Origin of the sequence: Halomonas sp. DP4Y7-1, from assembly GCF_019800705.1 — a bacterium.
Lineage (GTDB): Bacteria > Pseudomonadota > Gammaproteobacteria > Pseudomonadales > Halomonadaceae > Halomonas > Halomonas litopenaei_A.
The window spans coordinates 87,930-105,044 of the sequence record NZ_JAHVKS010000008.1; the positions used below are offsets into that span (position 1 = coordinate 87,930).

Genomic DNA, 17,115 nt, shown 5'->3' on the forward strand with positions numbered 1-17,115 from the left:
CCCGCCTGCCACTTCACTCTTTTCAAGGATGCTGCACGTGACGCGATCTCCCCGCCGATTCGACCGACAGGCCCTGCGCCTCTATCTGGTGACAGACCCCGAGCTGTGCGCTGAGAGGGGAATCGAGGACACCGTGAGCCAGGCTGTCAACGGCGGCGTGACCCTGGTCCAGCTTCGCGACAAGGGGGCCAGCGATGAGGAACTGATGGCCCTGGCACTGCGCTTGAAACCGCTGCTTGCCGAGCACCGCATCCCCCTGGTCATCAATGATCGGGTTCAGGTCGCCGTTGCCGCCAAGGTCGACGGCGTACACCTTGGCCAGGACGATGGCGACGTGAGCGAGGCTCGCCGCCTGCTGGGCGACGAGGCGATCATTGGGCTGTCGGTTCAGCGTCCCGAACAGCTGACACAGCTGGACGTGCGGGCGCTGGACTATCTCGGCCTGGGCCCGGTATTCGCTACCTCCACAAAGCGCGACCACGCGACCCCGCTAGGCGTTGCTGGCCTGTCCTCGCTGGTGGCGGCCAGCCCGCTGCCCAGCGTGGCGATTGGCGGGCTGAAGCGAGAACATGCCGCCGCCATACGGGCAAGCGGTGCCGATGGCATGGCCGTGGTCTCCGCCATCTGCGGCCAACCCGACCCGAGCCAGGCCGCCCAGGACCTGCTGGCGGCCTGGGAAGGGTAAGTCGCCCAGGGATCCGGCACGCCGCAACCACTAAGGTTGCGGTCGCCGACGCCCATGGACCATCGCCGCGATCAGGTTATCGCCTTGTTTGCGGCCTTCCAGCACCGCACCAAGCACATGCACGGGCACCAGGCAGAGAACGGCGGTCGCCAGCCCTTCATGCAGCTCCTCCATCCAATGCAGGTCGTGGAAGCGTTCGGTGTGCACCATCAGCATGCCCGTCGTTCCTAGCCCCAGCAGCAAGGCGAGCAGGCTGATCATCATCAGCGCCCCCAGCGGCGTGTGGGTGATGCGACCGCCTTCTGCCGCGTGACCGCGAATCGCTGCCTTGAGTCGCGCTGGCGTCGGCCAGAAACTCGTCCAGCGCACTGACCAGGGGCCCACCAGGCCCCACAGGATACGAAGGCCAATCAACCCCACCAGGGTATAGCCGATATAGCGGTGAGGGCCTATCTCTGCGTAGTTGAGCGCAAATCCGAGCACCAGCGCCCAATGAAAGACTCGCACCAGCGGATCCCACACCATGATGCGCTGTGGGGTCGGGGTCCTTGCTGCCGTTGTCATCTCGCTACTCCCGTCGAAGGTACGCGACATCGCGCGGAAGTAGGCTGGCATTCAACCCTTAAGCCTCGCTTACGCGAGACGCCCTCGCGCGAGTGGGAGCAGACGAGTCGCTACCGATCGTTTTATGCCGTTGGGCGGCGCTTGAGGCTGGTGCGCCCTTCCTGGTAGGCAATCGCCAGGCCGCTGGCGATGATCAAGGTGCCGCCGACCCATACGCCCCAATCCGGCAGCTCTCCCCAGAACAGCCAGCCCAGCAGCACCGCCCATAGCATGGCGGTATAGTCGAAGGGCGCGGCGATGGCCGCAGGGGCGTGACGAAATGCCAGCGTGATGAACGCCGTGGCACCCACCCCAAGCACACCCGCCATCAGAAAGGCCGGCCAGTGCGCCGCTTCCGGCGCCTGCCAAACCAACGGCAATGCGAGCCCGGTGATCACAAAAGGCACCAGGGTCATGTAGAACACCATCGCCCAGAGATGCTCGCGAGCGCCGTAGCGACGTGCGGTGATCATCATCAGGGCGTAGAACACCGCTGCCCCCAACATGGCCAGCGCGCCCAGAGAGATGCCGTCGCTACCTGGCCGGACCACCACCAGAACGCCGACAAAACCCACCAGAGAGGCACACAATACGGGCATGCTGACCTTCTCACCCAGCAGCGGCACCGACAGTAGACTCACGAACAGCGGAGCCGCGAAGGCAATGGCGGTACCTTCCGCCAGCGGCATCAGGGTCAGCCCCAGCACAAAGCAACCCATCGTGCCGGTATAGATCAGCCCTCGCACCAGGTGCACACCAGGGCGACGGGTGGCCAGCGTGCGAAGTCCGCTTCCCCTCCACGCCAGCAGCATGATCATCGGCAGCGATACCAGGGTTCGGAAGAAGATGATCTGGACCGGCGAATGCACCTCTCCCAACCACTTCGAGATGGCATCCCCCAATGCCAGGCACAATACCCCCAGGCACATAAACCCGATTCCCTTCACTGACGATGCCATTCGACCTCCCTGCTGGACTGAAAATGCGACGCTTGGATACCCGCCTGGATAGCACCCGTCACTCGTCACAAGCCGCCGGTCAGTCATCGCCAGTCACTCGCTGTCCGTCACCAACTGTCCGGTGCTCACTTTCCGGTACTGGCTTTCCGGTGCTGACTTTCCGGTACTAGCTTTCCGGTGCTGACTTTTTGTTACTACGGCGGCCCCCGACCCGGTGGCCGGCGGAGTGCTTATGGAAGAACGGGTAGAAGAACGGACAACAGTACGTCACGCCGTTCAGGCAGTGCTCAATAACGTTAGGGGGATAACGCTTTTGAGGCAAGCATCTTGCACCATGACTGTGCAAGTGCGTAGACACCTGGGTCACGCGCCATGCAAAAGGCCCGCCGAAGCGGGCCTCACTGGACAGGCGGGGCTTGCACCAACGTGCTTACAGACTCGCCTGCACCACCATGCAGTCCATGCCCTGCTCCATCAGGCGACGGCAGGCCGAACGCGCCTGCCCTTCCTGAAGGTCCAGGACCTGCGCGCGATAGATGTTGGCGTTATCCGCCCTGGCGACAGCCACGCGAGCATGGGACATCTCGCTTGCCAGGCGATTGGCCGCCTGGCTGGCCTGGCTGCGGGCGCTGTCCATGTCGCTGAACGCGCCCACCTGAACCCCCCAGTCGCCGGTCTGCGCAACGCTGGGTGCCGACGACGCCGTTGCCCTGGGCTCTGGGCGAGTCGCGGCCGGCACCGAGGCGGCGACAGGAATGGACGCCACCGCAGGAGCCGAGCTAGGGGCATCATCCATCAGTCGACGCAGTGGGTCCGTCTGGGGCCGGGTGCCAGAGATCACCGGCGTCGACGACTCGAAGCGCACGGGCGTCCCTGCACTCTGGCGACTGGCAACCTGGGCAGGAGGCACGATGGTCTCGACCCGCGACGGCTGCACCGCATTGGACGAGGTCTGGGCCAGGCGTGATGACGTTGGCACAGGGGCTGAGATCAATCCGCGCTGACGTGGTGCCATCAACTCGCCGCCAGATACATCGGTGCTGGCAAGAAAGCCGCGGCCATCCGACAGGGAAGCACGCAGAAAGCCACGATCCAGCACGCTCATCATCTGTTCATCCCGGGACGCGGCGGTATACCCCCCCATGACCACGGCCACCATGCGGCGTCCGTTGCGGGTCGCCGACGTCGCCACATTGAAGCCTGACGCACGGATGAAACCGGTCTTCAGGCCATCGGTTCCGGGGTACTTGGTCAACAGCCGGTTATGGCCGGTATGCCGTGTGCCGCGCCAGGTAAATTCCGTCAGCGAGAAGTAGGGGTAGTACTGGGGGAAGTCCAGCATCAAGCGCCGGGCCAGGATCACCATGTCCCGGGCGGTAGTCACCTGCCCTGAATCCGGCAGGCCCGAGGCGTTGCGGAAGGTGGTGTTGTTCATCCCGAGACTACGCGCCTTGCGCGTCATCATTTCCGCAAAGTGGGACTCGGTGCCGCCCAGCGACTCCGCCACCACCACGGCCACGTCATTGGCCGAGCGCACGATCAGCGCCTGGATGGCCTTTTCCACGGGAATGGTATCCCCGGGCTTGAGCCATAGCTTGGTCGCTGGCATTGACGCCGCATGGGACGACACGGGCAGCGGTTGCCCCAGACTCATGGACCGCCCCTCGAGCGACTCGAACAGCATGTAGAGCGTCATCATCTTGGTCAGCGAGGCGGGGTAACGCGACTCGTCGGCATGTTCTGCATAGAGGATCTCATGCGTCTCGGCGTCTACCACGATACCGGCGTAGCGCGGATTGCCGGCGTGAGCCGACTGTACCATCAGGCACGTCACCACCAGCGCTATCAGCATGGTCAGCGACCGCCACACGGAATACCTTGTGGTCACCATTATCCAAAACCCCTGCGATTTATCCGACTGCACTGACGGCATTATGACCCACTTACACCGACTGTACAGGCCCAATTAACGTGGCTTTGCCATCAATAGCGGTATGACATTGCCTATTTTGTGCAGGCGCCTTCGCCAGCCCTCAATCCGCAGCGTCTCCCTCGAGCCCCGCGCGCGCCAGCAGCGCCTGTGGATCCACCTTGTCCCACTGCCCCGGCTTGAGGAAACGCTTGGCAAAATCCCGATAGACTCGCTGCTCCAGCAGCAGCCGGTACAGGTCGGGGTCCAGATGGCCATCGCGCACCATGTCCGCCAGCAGCGCCAACGCCCGCGACAGCGTCATGGCTGCCTTGTAGGGACGGTCTGCTGCGGTCAGCGCCTCGAACACATCGGCCATCACCATCACTTTTTCCTCGAGGCTCGCTTCCTTCAGCTTCAGGCGCCGAGGATACCCCGTACCATCCATGCGCTCATGATGATTGCCGGCAATCGAGGGCACCTGGCGCAGATGCGCCGGCCACGGCAGCGCCTCGAGCATCATGATCGTCTGGATCACATGCTCCTGAATGCGAAAGCGTTCGACATCATTGAGCGTACCGCGGCGAACCGACAGGTTGTAAAGCTCGCCGTGATGACCCGCCAGCGGACAGGGTGACATGTCAAACTGCCAACGATTGTCCGGATCGCCGCGTTCCACCGCGGGCCGCGAGCGATGCCAGGGAATCTCGTGGCGCGGCAGATCAGCAAGCAGGCGCTCCTCAGCGGGCAGACGACGTACAGGCTCCCGCGCCATGCGTGCCAGCTCATCCCGAGACAGCCCCAGGCGATCGTCAAAGTGGCGCCACCAGCGCCACTCGGCGATCGTGGCCAGTTGCTCGAGCAAGGCGTCACTGATGGCTTCGCCGCCACGATTGGCCTCTGCCACGCACTCGAAGGCGGCGGTAAGCTCTTGCTGGCGGGCATGCCGCCGCCGTTCGAGAATGACTGGATCACCACCGTGAGCCCGGCCCTGCCAATAGGCCACGTCGGCATCTCGCCACAACACGTCGAAGCGAGTGCGGATTTCATGAATGCGATCATGTCGGGCTTCCAGCTTGGTGGCCTTTTCCATCACCTCGTCGGGAATGGCCAGCTTGCCGCAATCATGCAGCCATGCGGCCAGATGAAAGGCACTGCGCTGGCGCTGATCAAAGTGGACCTCGGCAAAGGCCCCCGAATCCGCTCGCTCTATGGCATTGACGATCAACTCCGCCAGGGCGGGGACCCGCGAGCAATGACTGCCGGTATGCGGTGACTTGGCATCGATGGCACGGGCCACCAGCTTGACGATGCCGTCCAGCAGACGCGCCTCGCCCTGGAGCAACCTGCGCAGGTCAATGGCCACCGCCGCCGCGGACGACACCTCCTTCACAAAGGCACGCCAGTGCAGGTCATCGTCGTCGGTCGAACGCAAGGCCACCGCCAGCAGTCCCAGAATCGCCCCCTCTCGATTGCACAGCGGCTGCAGCAGATAGTCGTGCCGATCAAAGTCAGCCTCAAGCCGTGCCAGGGCACCTTCGGGGGACCCTTCAAGTGCCAGCTCCGGTGCCCTGGGGTCGCTGTCCGGGTCACGGGCCTCACCCGACTGCGCCACGCGCTCAAAGCGCCTCTCGTTATGTTCATCGGCCAGATAGATGGCGCCGGAGCGGCTGCCAGCACCCTGCAGCAAGTCTTCGAGGATGCTGGTCAGCATCGGTGCCAGCTGCGGCTCGCTGTTGAGTACGCGGGTGATGCGCCCAAACCCTTCCACGCCCCGGGACAAGCGCCCCAGGGCCAGACTCAGCCCCCTGACCTCCGACACTCGCGAGCTCACTCCGTGACAACCGGCGAAGTCGTAGCGGCCCAGCGCTTCCACCTGCTCGGACAACCGCTGCAGCGGCCGCCCAAGACGCCGTCCCAGGACCAGCCCCAGCGGCAGTAGCGCTAGCGTCACCATGCCGGCCAGTACCGAGCTTTCGATGATCATCTGCCCCGCACCGGCGGACAGCTCCTCCTCAGGCACCACCGCCAATAGCTGGGTGGGCTGGTCCCCCAGACGTGCAAACGGCAGCACCAGCCCCCACCAATGACGCCCTTCGTGCTCTAGTCGCACAGGGCTTTGCTCGCCCGACGGTAGGTGCTCTCGCGTGTGTTCCAGCGCTCTCAACTTTCGTAGCACGGGAAAATTCAGCTCGTCGATCGATGCCAGGCGGCCATCCGTGACCGCCCTGCTCGACCCTGGCTGATCGAGCGGGGCAATGCCAGGCGTCGCGTTCAAGGGCGAGCTGGAGGTCGTGGATGCGCTGGAGGAGGAGTTGGCTGGGTTGCTGGCAGGGTTGCTGACAGGGGTGCTGGCTGAGACACTGAGAGTGTCGTCTTCAGCGCTGTGGATGGTGGTCGCCAGCGCCTGCCCCGTGTCCGTCACGATCGCCATGCGGGTGCCCGGAGTCAGGCGCAGGCTGTCCATTCCCAGGCCGAGGTCCTGGGAGGCCACATCGAGCCCCACCACCACCTCGCCATGACGTCGTGCCATGCTGATGCCGATCTCGCCGGTGTAGTAGAACGCGTAGGGCGCCGTCAGGTAAGACGTGCCTTCCCTGCTGGCCCGCTGAAACCAGGGACGTGTACGCGGATCAAAGAAGTACTGAGCCAGAGGCTCTCGCCCAAGCGGACTCAGCCGCTGATCGTACAGTCGCCATTCGCTGGCGTCCGCGGCGCTGGCATCCCCCGGCACGACCAACGCCAGGTAAGCGGCGTCGGGGTGATGGGCAAGCTCCGGCCGCACGCTCTCCATCATCCGCTCCACGGACCGAAACATCACAAAGTCGCCGTCACCATTGGCCATGTAGACGGCGTCAATCAGGCGGTGGGCGGCCAGCGCAGACGCCATCAGCGGACGTTGCTCCAGCCAGTCGCTGGCGCTACCGGTGGCACCACTTGCCAGCATGTCGATAGCGACCTGGGACGGCCTGACCAGCGCCTGGGTATGTGCCTCCAGAGTGCTGACCAGCTGATGCGATGTTTCTTCCAGGGTCGCGCCCAGGGTGCGCTGGGACTGATGCCAGGAAAACCACAGCAGCGCGACCGCCATGACCGTCATGACGGCAGCGATGACGACGCCGATCAGCCACTGCATCGAGACGACGAAACGCTGACGGTGCATGATCGAGCCTCGTATGTACGCCGGGGCGGCTGCCTAGGGGGAATCCTCGCGCGCAAGGGCGCAACGGGCTCCTACAACTATATGCAGCATCGATACTTTTTGCCTGCTTACACCGCCATGAAGGGGGGGTAGAGGGTCAGCACCCCAGGTGGGAGGACGCCGGCCGTGTGGCACGCGCCTTGATCGCCGCAAGATCGACATCATCGCGCTGTCGGCTGGCGACAAAGTTGTCGGCGTAGCGACGCCATACGCCGCTATCCAGCAGCAGCAGGAAGAGCTGGGCATCCAGGTGTCCCTCGCTGACCATGTCCGCCAGGATCTCCAACGCGCGGGACAGGGAGAGCCCAACCTTGTAGGGACGATCAGAGGCGGTCAGCGCTTCGAACACGTCGGCCAGCGCCATGACGCGCTCTTCAATGCTGGCCTCGCTGAGCTTGACCTGGCGCGGGTAGCCGCGGCCATCCATGCGCTCGTGATGATTGCCGGCGATTTCCGGCACCCGCCGCAGGTGAGCCGGCCACGGCAGCGACTCGAGCATGATGATGGTCTGGATCACATGCTCCTGCATGCGAAAGCGTTCGACATCATTGAGGGTTCCGCGAGGCACGCTCAGGTTATACAGTTCGCCCTGGTGCTCGGCCAGGGCCGGGGGCTGCATGGCAAAGCCCCAGCGGTTGAGGGGATCTTCCGGGTGCACCGGCGGACAGGCCCGCTGCCAGGCCAGGCGATGACGGGGCTGATCAGCGAGCAGCTGCTCCTGGGCTGGCAGCGGGTGCACCGGCTCATCGACCAGCTGGGCCAGCTCGGCCTTGGACAGCCCCAGCCGATCATCGAAATGCCGCTGCCAGCACCAGCTGCCGATCTCCACCAGGCGCTGCTGCAGCGCTTCTCCCATCGTCTCGCCGCCCTGGTTGGCCCTGGCGACACAGGCGAAGGCATCGCTAAGCTCCTGGCGGCGCTGTAAACGCGTCGCTGCCAGGGTGGTCGCATCACGGCCCTCGGCCAGCCCCCGCCAATAGTCCACATCGGCGTCCCGCCACAGCACTTCAAAGCGGGTCCGCACTTCATGAATCCGGTTGTAGCGGGTCTCCAGCTTGGTGGCTTTTTCCATGATGTGGTCAGGGGTGGTCAGCTTGCCACAATCATGCAGCCAGGCGGCCAGATGAAAGGTCGCCCGCTGGTCATCGCTCAGGCTGATAGCGGCGAAAGGCCCCTGGGTGGCCTTGTCCACCTCGTCGATCAGCATCTCGGCCAGCTGCGGCACTCGTGAACAGTGGCCTCCCGTATGGGGAGACTTGGCATCCGTGGCCTTGGCCACCAGCTGGATCATCGCATCCAACAGGCGAGCCTCGGCTTCCAGCAGGCGCCGCATATCGATCGCCACCGCCGCCACCGAGGAGACTTCGGCGACAAAGTTGCGCCAGCGACCATCGTTGTGATCGCGCCGTGGGCGAGCCAGCAACAGCACGCCCAGGCGCTTGTCGGCACGATCACGCAGCGACTGCACCAGATAGCCTCTCGCCTCCAGCTGTTCGCGCACCTCGGCCAGTGGGCCACTGGCGGTGGCAATCTCGAGGGCCTCGGGCAGCGGCTCCGATGCGTCAGCGCATCCTGCTTCGGCGGTAGCCACGAAGCGATCAGCCCGAACCTCGTCGGCCAGATAGATCATGCCATGGTGGCTACCGGTCACGCTGAGCAGCTCCCCGAGTATCGCTTCGAGCATGGCATCAAGGCCCTGCTCGCGCCCCAGTATCCGGTTGATCTGCTGAAACTTGCCCGCTCGGTGCACCAGGGTGTCCAGAGCCCGGGACAGGTGCGATACCTCACTCACCCATGACTCCACGCCACGATAGGCCTCCAGGTTGAAATCCGAGATAGTGCGCACCTGCTGGGCCAGGGCCCGTAGCGGTCGTCCCAGGCGATGGGCCAACAGGATGCCCAACGGCACCATCAGCGTGACCAGACCGAGAGACAGCAACAGGCGATGCCACAGTGATTCCCGCATGCTGGCCATCAGCTGGGCCTCTGGAGTGGCCACCAGCAGCCAGGCCAGGCGACTGCCCAGCATGTCGAATGACAGCGCCAGCCCCCACCACTGCTGGTCGCCGTGAGCAAAGCGCACTGGCCGCTCAATGACATTCAGCGATCTCAGCGTCACCAGCGGGGTATCGCCAAGATCGCTGAGCGTGGTACCCGGCAGCGGCGCCTGGCCCTGGTCGATGTCATGCGCCAACAAGAGCCCATCCGGCGTGGTGATGGCCAGACGAGACCCGGGCTCGGTGGAAAATCGCTGAATCTCGCGGCCCAGGTCCTCTGAGGTCATGTCGATACCCAGCACGGCCCGGCCGCTATGAGAACGTTGCGACAGGGTGACTCCCTGCTCGCCATTGGTGAAGAAGGTATAGGGATCCGACAGGTGCGGCAGAAAATCGGTTTCCGCGTCGCGATACCAGGGGCGCGTCCTCGGGTCGAAGCCGTAGTCGACCACCGGATACCGACGCATCTCGCGCAGCTGGCCATCCAGCACCTGCCAGTAGCCCTCCTCCTGCTGGCGACTGGCCAAGCCGTGCGGGGCCGCGGAGTCGCCGTGCAGGATCAGTGTCAGATAGATACCGCCGGTCAGGTCAACCTCGGCAGGAATGGCCGTGGGAGAAATACGCTCGATCAGCCGTACCATCAGGAAGTCGCCGGTGTCGCTGCCGATGTAGGCGCTGCCGAGTACCTCCTGGGCCCCTACCGCGGCCGCCAGCAGCTGCAGCATATTGGCGCCGCTGGTGCTGTGGAACTTGTCCACATCCGCTTCGCTGACCAGCACCCCGAGCATGGCGCGAGCGGGCTCCAGCAGAGCCTGGGTTCGCACTTCCACCATCGTCGACAGCTGCTGACTGGTCCGCTCCAGCGACTGCACCAGCGAGGCTCTCGCCTGGTACCACGACTGCCACAGCAACAGCCCCGCCAGCACCAGCATCATGCCGACGATGGAGGCAGCGATCAGTAGCTGTATGGGCTGTTCTCGATGGAAAGGCAGGCGCATCAAGACGACTCGAAAGAGGCTGTGGCTGGGTGACAGGAATCTATCACTCTATGCCAATTCGCCGTCCTGGGGGCCTGGAGAGACTACCTACTCGGCGGTATATCGCTCGCTTCTTTTGTCCTTGCAGGCACTGGGACAGAGCGCCCCAAGGGCCCCCGGGGCGCCTTCATGGCTCACGCCAGCAGGCGTGACAGACCTAACCACACCAGGCGCAGAGACAGCGCCGTCAGCACCAGTCGAAAGCCATGATCGAAGCGATGCTCAGAGAGCCAGTTGAGCAGGCGCAGTCCCAGCCAGGTGCCGACCACGCCCATGGCAACCATCGCGACGATCAACGCCAGCCAATCGGCAAACAGAAAGCCGGCCGCCCCGAAGACGAATGCCTTGGTGAGATGCTGGAAGGTCATGCAGGCCGCAAAGGTGGCCACGGTGGTCTGGCGAGGATTGCCATGCTGCTTGATGAAGGCCGCCACCATGGGTCCGCTGGCGCCGACAAAGCTGGACAACAAGGTCGTGACAGCGCCAGCGATGCCGGTACCCCAGCGCCCTAGCGCCCGCTTGGGCAGGCCGGGACCCCACAGGGTGTAAAGGACGAAGGCGGCGATGGTCAGTTCCAGCAGGCCTGTCGGCAAGCGAATCAGCAGCCAGCTCGCGACCAGGGCCCCCACCACCGCACCCGGGAGAAACGCCAGCAGCAGCGGCCAGTGGAGGTGACGCCAGCTCATGACCAGGCGCCCCCCATTGGAACCGAGCTGGACCATGCCGTGGACGGGAATCAGCGCAGCTGCCGGCATCACCTGCGCCATGGTCACGATCAGCAGCGTGCCTCCGCCTACCCCGAGGGAGGCGCTGATCAGCGAAGTGAACCCTGACAGCAGAATCAGCCCCAGGCTGACGAGCGGCGGCAAGGGCGACAGGACGGCAAGCCAATCCATGGCAAGGGACTCCAACAAGATGAGGCGAGGTCCCTTAGCCTACCTTAGATCGCAGGGTCGTGGCGTAAGCCTCGCGAGTCAGCTCACGGCATGCTCAGACATGGAACTGCCAGAGATCGACCGTTCAAGCATCAATACCCAGGGCAGCCAAGGACGCACGCTCCCGGCAAGCATAGTGGTCAAGCTCATCGATGACCGGTGCCCCCAGCGCCAGCTCGAACGCCTCGCGGTTGGCATTGCCCTGGGTCACGGCGCTAGCTTCACCGCCCAGGTTGGACTGGAAGATGCCGGCCGCCGACACCGGCAGGAAGTCCTCGTAGGTCAAGGGGTCGGCCACGACCTTGCCGGCAGCGATCCACTGCTCGAGACCGGCTCCGTCGTCAAGCTCCGCCACGGCACGGTAGTGAAAGTAGGCCAGCCCCTCCCGGCGCAGCACGCTGTCATCGTCGGGGAAGTCCGCAAAGACCTCGGCAAGGCGACGCTGGTGGGCCTCGTTGTCCAATCCCTTTGTGGCCTCGCGAGACTCGGCCAACAACCGGTCGTAGAGCGCCCTGCCCTTTGGCGTCAGGGCAATGCCTCGCTGCTCGATCTCGCCAAACCGCGCCGTATGCGCCCCTTGATCAGCGCCGAGAAAGTGCGTGGTTTCCTCCAGCGCCTTGAAACTGGTCTGGCGCAGCAGGATCGGCACCTGGCGCCGAGGCGGTCCCTCGATCACCGCCTTGGGTGTCATGCCATGGGAGGGCATCCGCCGCTGCGCCTCATCGATATCCAGGGTGCGGGGCGTCAGATGGTTGATGTGCGGGCCGCGGAAACACACCACGTCTGCGATCAGACGATGTGCCGCGTGCAGGCGATCATAGGTAGCGCGATCCACCGTCGCGTCATGATGCCAACGAAACGTCTCCAACGCCTCAGCCACGAAGCGGTCGGCCTGGGCATCGGTCAGCCCGCCCTCGGCCTCGTGGATGGCGATCAGCTCACGCACGCCAGGGGTGAAGATATCTCGCTGGCTGAGGATATCGCTGGCCAAGTCCCGCAATTCGGCGTCTTCGATCAAATCCAGGCGCAGCAGCGAGGTGAACAAGCGAAACGGGTTGTGGCTCAGGGAGGATTCGTCGATCGGCCGAAAGGCGGTGGAATGTACCGGCACCCCGGCCTCGGACAGGTCGTAGTAGCCCACCGGGAACATGCCCATCACCGCGAAAAGCCGCCTCAACGTTGCCAGTTCTTCGGCGGTACCCACCCGAATGGCACCATGTCGCTCCACGTCCAGGCGCGACAGCTCGCCGCTGGCCTCGAGTCTTGCGGCCAGTGCCGGGTCGGCGGCCAGGGTATCCCGGTTCACCTCGGCCACCAGGGTCAGCAGGGCGCCATACTGTGGTACCTCTGCCTGATACATGTCCGACATGGCGCTGGCAAAGCGCTGGCGAATCTCGTTGGCGGTCACGATATCGGCTGACATTCCGGCAAGTCTCCTGACTAGAGCGATGGACTCTGAGATGAGACCAGAGACAAATAGCCGCGACAAACGAAAAAAAACGCTGCTAGCATGAAAAAAAGGAATGCAAAACACCGCACCGCCCCCCCGATAGGGCGGTTGGCGGGCCATATCGACCGCGGCCATCGTCATGCTCGGCCTTGTCAGTCCAGAAACTTATGAAACCCAGACACCTTCCCTCTACCACGACCCTGCTGTGCTTTGAAGCGGCGGCCCGCCATCTGAGCTTTACCCGGGCCGCCCAGGAACTGGCGATGACCCAGAGCGCCGTGAGCAAACAGGTCGCCCAGCTGGAAACCCTGTTGCAGCACGCCCTGTTCCGCCGTCTGCGCCGTCAGCTGGTGCTGACACCGGAGGGCTCGCTGTACCTCTCAGAGGTGCGCAAGATCCTGGCGCAGATGGAAATGTCGACCAACACCATCCTGACCTACCACGGTGCCGGTGACGTGCTGAAAGTCGCGACCCTGCCCACCTTCGGCAGTCGCTGGCTGGCGCCGAGATTACCTGACTTTCTGCAGGCTCATCCCGACATCACCCTGCATCTGAGCGACCGTAGCGAAGCCTTCGACCTGACCGGCGACGGTATCGATGTGGCCGTGTTTCACGGCCACGGGCGCTGGCCGGGGCTGGACTGCCACTGGCTCTGCGATGAGGAGGTGGTAGCGGTTGGGGCACCTTCGCGCTTACCGCGTACCCCGGAGCTGGATCAGGTTCGGCTGTTGCATCTGACGACGCGGCCTGACGCCTGGCATCGCTGGTTCGCTGACCAGGGCATCCATCGTCAGCGCAGCTACCACGGCGTAAGGGTCGACACCTTTCATACCTTGATTCGGTTGGCCATCGAGGGCGCTGGCCTGGCGCTGATTCCACGCCTGCTGATCGAGCCGGAGCTCGCCGATGGACGCCTCGCCCTCGCCTCGCCACGGGTCATGAGCAGTGCCGACGCCTACTACCTGGTGACGCCGGAACCACTGGGCGAACTGGCCCGCGTTCGGTGCTTCATCGAGCACCTGACGACCGCCGCCGGAGGCCGCCAGGACCACGCGGTGGGCGACCCCGTCAGTGACCCAGAATCTGGCTGAGAAACAGCTGGGTGCGCTCCGACCGGGGGTTGTTGAAGAACTCCTCGGGAGGTGCCTGTTCGATGATCTGCCCCTGATCCATGAAGATGACCCGATCCGCCACGGTCTTGGCGAATCCCATCTCGTGGGTCACGCAGAGCATGGTCATGCCCTCCCGCGCCAGCTCGATCATCACATCCAGCACTTCCTTGATCATCTCCGGGTCCAGCGCCGAAGTGGGCTCATCAAACAGCATCACCTCCGGGCGCAGGCACAGGGCACGGGCGATGGCAACGCGCTGCTGCTGACCGCCGGACAGCTGGCCGGGATACTTGTGGGCCTGGTTGGCGATCTGCACCCGTTCGAGAAACTCCATCGCGGTCGCCTCGGCCTCGCGCCGGGGCTTCTTCTGTACCCAGGTCTGAGCGATGCAGCAGTTGTCGAGCACCGATAGATGGGGAAACAGGTTGAAGTGCTGGAACACCATACCCACGTGACGGCGAATCTGTTCGATACGCTTGACGTCCTGGGTCATGTGAACCCCACCCACCGTGATGCTGCCCTGCTGGTGCTCCTCCAGATGGTTGATACAGCGAATCAACGTTGACTTGCCGGACCCGGAAGGGCCGCAGATCACGATGCGCTCACCGGGTTTGACGCTCAGGTCGATATCCCTGAGCACGTGAAAATCTCCATACCACTTGTTGAGTCCGCTGATCTCGATCATCGGCGCATCGTTGCTGGCTGCACTGGTCGCTTGGGCCGTCATGGCGGCGTCCCCCTGTCACTTGTCTTGGTATCGGCCAGGAGACACCCCATACGGTGCCTCCGGCCCGCTGTTGTCAGTGCCCGGTATGCAGGCGACGTTCGATGTACTGGCTGTACCTGGACATGCCGAAGCAGAAGATCCAGAACATCAACGCAGCGAACACATAACCCTCGGTGGCAAAACCCAGCCAGTTGGTATCGGTGAGCCCGGCGCGAATGATCGCGAGCAGGTCGAACAAACCGATGATCAACACCAGGGACGTGTCCTTGAACAGGGCGATGAAGGTGTTGACGATGCCGGGAATCACCAGCTTCAGCGCCTGGGGCAGGATGATCAGCCCCATCCGCCGCCAGTAGCCAAGCCCCAGCGCCTTGGCCGCCTCTTCCTGGCCGCGTGGAATGGCCTGCAGGCCACCTCGCACCACCTCGGCCATGTAGGCGCTCCAGAAGAACATGATGCCGATCAGCGCCCGCAGCAGCTTGTCGAACTCCACCTCGCTGGGCACGAACAGCGGCAACATCACCGAGGCCATGAACAGCACGGTGATCAACGGCACGCCTCGCCAGAACTCGATGAACACCACCGACAGGCTGCGCACCAGAGGCATCTGCGAGCGACGCCCAAGCGCCAGGATCACGCCCAGGGGCAAGGAGCCGACAATCCCCACGATGGCCACCGTCAGGGTCAGCATCAGGCCGCCCCACTGCCGGGTAGGGACGGCAGGCAAACCGAAGCTGCCGCCCAGCAGCAGCACCCAGGCGATCAACGGAAAGCCGACCAGGGCAAAGATCACGACCCAGCGCTTGGCCGGCATCCGCGGGATCACCAGCCAAGCAATGGTCGCCACCAGCAGCGCCAGGGTGATATCCACCCGATAACGTTCCGCCACGGGATAGAACCCATAGACGATGGTCTCGAAGCGAGCGCTGATGAAGACCCAGCAGGCGCCCTCACCGGTACAGGCGTCGCGGGTAGTGCCGATCCAGTCGGCGTCGATGATGGCCCACTGCACCAGCGGCGCCAGTGCCCACAGCATCACCACCAGGGTGATCAGCGAGACGACGGAATTCAGCGGCGTGGAGAACAGCCGACTGCGCAGCCAACCGCTGACACCGTGCCGCGACACGGGGGCTGGCCGGGCCGCGATCATGGTGTGCTCGGTGGAGAGCGCTCCCGGCACGAGCGAATCGTCGCTCGGCGGATGGATCGGCGACTGGGAAGGAGGCTTGGGGTGGTCCGTCATCTTAGCGCTCCTTCAACAGGGTGCGGGCGTTGTAGACGTTCATCAACGCCGACACCACCAGGCTGATGGTCAGGTAGACCGCCATGGTCATGGCAATGATCTCGATGGCCTGGCCGGTCTGGTTCAGGCTGGTCCCGGCGAACACCGCCACCAGGTCGGGATAGCCGATGGCGGTGGCCAGCGACGAATTCTTGATCAGGTTCAGGTACTGACTGGTCAACTGCGGCACGATCACCCGCATGGCCTGGGGAATCACCACCTTGCGCAGGGTGATATTGCCTGGCAGGCCGATGGCCCGGGACGCCTCGACCTGCCCCTTGGGTACCGACTGGATGCCGGAACGCACGATTTCCGCGATGAACGATGCGGTGTAGATCGATAGTGCCAGCCACAGCGCCATCAACTCAGGAATGATGGTGACACCACCGGCGAAGTTGAAGCCCTTGAGGGCAGGCGTCTCCCAGCCGAGCGGCATACCGCTGGCGACAAATACCACCAGTGGCAGGCCGATGATCAGCCCGGCACCGAGCCAGTAGACGGGCAGAGCCTTGCCGGTGCGCTGCTGCAGGCGTTTGGCGTAGCGTCCCAGCACCACGACCGCAACCACTGCCACCAGCACAGCCAGCTGGGTCAGTCCAAAGCCCGGCTCCGGCACCGGTGCCGGCACGATCAGCCCTCTCACGTTGAGAAAGAAGGCCTCGAACAGCGACAGGCTTTGACGTGGGCTGGGCAAGGCCTGAAGCACCGCGAAGTACCAGAACAGGATCTGTACCAGCAGGGGGATGTTACGAAAGATCTCGACAAAGGCAGCGGCCAGACGGGCCAAAAGCCAATTGGGCGACAGCCTGGCGATGCCCACGGCAAAGCCGATAAGGGTGGCCGCAATGATCCCGAGCGCCGACACCAGCAGCGTATTCAAGAGCCCCACCACGAAGGTACGGGCATAGCTGCTGTCGCCGGAATAGTCGATCAGCGTCTGGGGAATCGAGAAGCCGGAGCGTTCGCCAAGAAACGCAAAGCCAGTGGTGATACCCCTGGCCTCCAGGTTGGTCAGGGCGTTGCCAATCATCATCGCGATCAGTGCCACAAGGCCTGCCAGCAGCAGCGCCTGAATGATCAGCGCACGAAAGGCGGGGCGCCGCCACAGCGGCGTCCGTTCAATAGGGGGGGTGGACATGGTGGCATCACTCGATCCGCAGGAACTCGGACGGCCCCGGCACTCGCCAGGGCCGCGTCGTACGGGGGGCTGAGCGAGG

12 protein-coding genes are annotated in these 17,115 nt (G+C 64.1%); 2 read left to right on the top strand and 10 right to left on the bottom strand.

Going from position 1 to position 17,115, the window contains the following annotated elements; all coding sequences use genetic code 11:
* Positions 1-37: 37 nt before the first annotated feature.
* Positions 38-685, top strand: a complete 648-nt coding sequence (gene thiE / locus KUV72_RS15205; protein WP_315857906.1) for a thiamine phosphate synthase — start codon at positions 38-40, stop codon at positions 683-685.
* A 30-nt stretch (positions 686-715) separates the two neighbouring features.
* Here thiE and KUV72_RS15210 read toward each other — a convergent pair whose 3' ends face one another.
* From KUV72_RS15210 to KUV72_RS15240, 7 genes are all read right to left on the bottom strand, one after another.
* On the bottom strand, positions 716-1,249 hold the full coding sequence (locus tag KUV72_RS15210) for a cytochrome b/b6 domain-containing protein (RefSeq protein WP_222162440.1): 534 nt from the start codon (positions 1,247-1,249) through the stop codon (positions 716-718).
* Positions 1,250-1,371: 122 nt separating this feature from the next.
* Complete coding sequence (locus KUV72_RS15215; RefSeq protein ID WP_206943799.1) at positions 1,372-2,247, bottom strand: DMT family transporter; 876 nt, start codon at positions 2,245-2,247, stop codon at positions 1,372-1,374.
* Between the two features lie 430 nt (positions 2,248-2,677).
* Positions 2,678-4,099, bottom strand: a complete 1,422-nt coding sequence (locus KUV72_RS15220) for a serine hydrolase (RefSeq protein WP_261317531.1) — start codon at positions 4,097-4,099, stop codon at positions 2,678-2,680.
* Positions 4,100-4,280: 181 nt separating this feature from the next.
* Entirely contained in the window at positions 4,281-7,319 is a 3,039-nt protein-coding gene (locus KUV72_RS19905) for an HD domain-containing phosphohydrolase (RefSeq protein WP_261317521.1), read from the bottom strand.
* A 136-nt stretch (positions 7,320-7,455) separates the two neighbouring features.
* The gene (locus KUV72_RS15230) at positions 7,456-10,353 is read right to left on the bottom strand and encodes an HD domain-containing phosphohydrolase (protein ID WP_222238971.1); all 2,898 of its coding nucleotides are present in this window, start codon (positions 10,351-10,353) and stop codon (positions 7,456-7,458) included.
* A gap of 173 nt (positions 10,354-10,526) precedes the next feature.
* Positions 10,527-11,288 (bottom strand): sulfite exporter TauE/SafE family protein, encoded by a 762-nt coding sequence (locus KUV72_RS15235; protein WP_222238972.1) that lies wholly within the window; start codon positions 11,286-11,288, stop codon positions 10,527-10,529.
* Between the two features lie 124 nt (positions 11,289-11,412).
* Positions 11,413-12,750, bottom strand: a complete 1,338-nt coding sequence (locus tag KUV72_RS15240; RefSeq protein WP_222238973.1) for a VOC family protein — start codon at positions 12,748-12,750, stop codon at positions 11,413-11,415.
* A 194-nt stretch (positions 12,751-12,944) separates the two neighbouring features.
* Here KUV72_RS15240 and KUV72_RS15245 point away from each other — a divergent pair, with 194 nt between their 5' ends.
* Positions 12,945-13,868 (top strand): LysR substrate-binding domain-containing protein, encoded by a 924-nt coding sequence (locus KUV72_RS15245; RefSeq protein ID WP_222238974.1) that lies wholly within the window; start codon positions 12,945-12,947, stop codon positions 13,866-13,868.
* Here the strand turns inward: KUV72_RS15245 and KUV72_RS15250 are convergent.
* The 3 genes from KUV72_RS15250 to KUV72_RS15260 all read right to left on the bottom strand — a co-directional run bounded on the left by KUV72_RS15250 (position 13,846) and on the right by KUV72_RS15260 (position 17,036).
* Complete coding sequence (locus KUV72_RS15250) at positions 13,846-14,574, bottom strand: amino acid ABC transporter ATP-binding protein (protein ID WP_206943953.1); 729 nt, start codon at positions 14,572-14,574, stop codon at positions 13,846-13,848. The genes KUV72_RS15245 and KUV72_RS15250 overlap by 23 nt on opposite strands.
* Positions 14,575-14,689: 115 nt before the next feature.
* The gene (locus KUV72_RS15255) at positions 14,690-15,766 is read right to left on the bottom strand and encodes an amino acid ABC transporter permease (RefSeq protein ID WP_206943951.1); all 1,077 of its coding nucleotides are present in this window, start codon (positions 15,764-15,766) and stop codon (positions 14,690-14,692) included.
* Positions 15,767-15,860: 94 nt separating this feature from the next.
* Entirely contained in the window at positions 15,861-17,036 is a 1,176-nt protein-coding gene (locus KUV72_RS15260) for an amino acid ABC transporter permease (RefSeq protein WP_206943792.1), read from the bottom strand.
* Positions 17,037-17,115 lie beyond the last annotated feature (79 nt).

Excerpts from the sequence above, each read along its gene's own strand:
- KUV72_RS15210 (WP_222162440.1), bottom strand. The coding sequence starts at position 1,249 with ATGACAACGGCAGCAAGGACCCCGACCCCACAGCGCATCATGGTGTGG.
- KUV72_RS15215 (WP_206943799.1), bottom strand. The coding sequence starts at position 2,247 with ATGGCATCGTCAGTGAAGGGAATCGGGTTTATGTGCCTGGGGGTATTG.
- KUV72_RS15220 (WP_261317531.1), bottom strand. The coding sequence starts at position 4,099 with ATGCTGATAGCGCTGGTGGTGACGTGCCTGATGGTACAGTCGGCTCAC.
- KUV72_RS19905 (WP_261317521.1), bottom strand. The coding sequence starts at position 7,319 with ATGCACCGTCAGCGTTTCGTCGTCTCGATGCAGTGGCTGATCGGCGTC.
- KUV72_RS15230 (WP_222238971.1), bottom strand. The coding sequence starts at position 10,353 with ATGCGCCTGCCTTTCCATCGAGAACAGCCCATACAGCTACTGATCGCT.
- KUV72_RS15235 (WP_222238972.1), bottom strand. The coding sequence starts at position 11,288 with ATGGATTGGCTTGCCGTCCTGTCGCCCTTGCCGCCGCTCGTCAGCCTG.
- KUV72_RS15240 (WP_222238973.1), bottom strand. The coding sequence starts at position 12,750 with ATGTCAGCCGATATCGTGACCGCCAACGAGATTCGCCAGCGCTTTGCC.
- KUV72_RS15245 (WP_222238974.1), top strand. The coding sequence starts at position 12,945 with ATGAAACCCAGACACCTTCCCTCTACCACGACCCTGCTGTGCTTTGAA.
- KUV72_RS15250 (WP_206943953.1), bottom strand. The coding sequence starts at position 14,574 with ATGATCGAGATCAGCGGACTCAACAAGTGGTATGGAGATTTTCACGTG.
- KUV72_RS15255 (WP_206943951.1), bottom strand. The coding sequence starts at position 15,766 with ATGATCGCGGCCCGGCCAGCCCCCGTGTCGCGGCACGGTGTCAGCGGT.
- KUV72_RS15260 (WP_206943792.1), bottom strand. The coding sequence starts at position 17,036 with ATGTCCACCCCCCCTATTGAACGGACGCCGCTGTGGCGGCGCCCCGCC.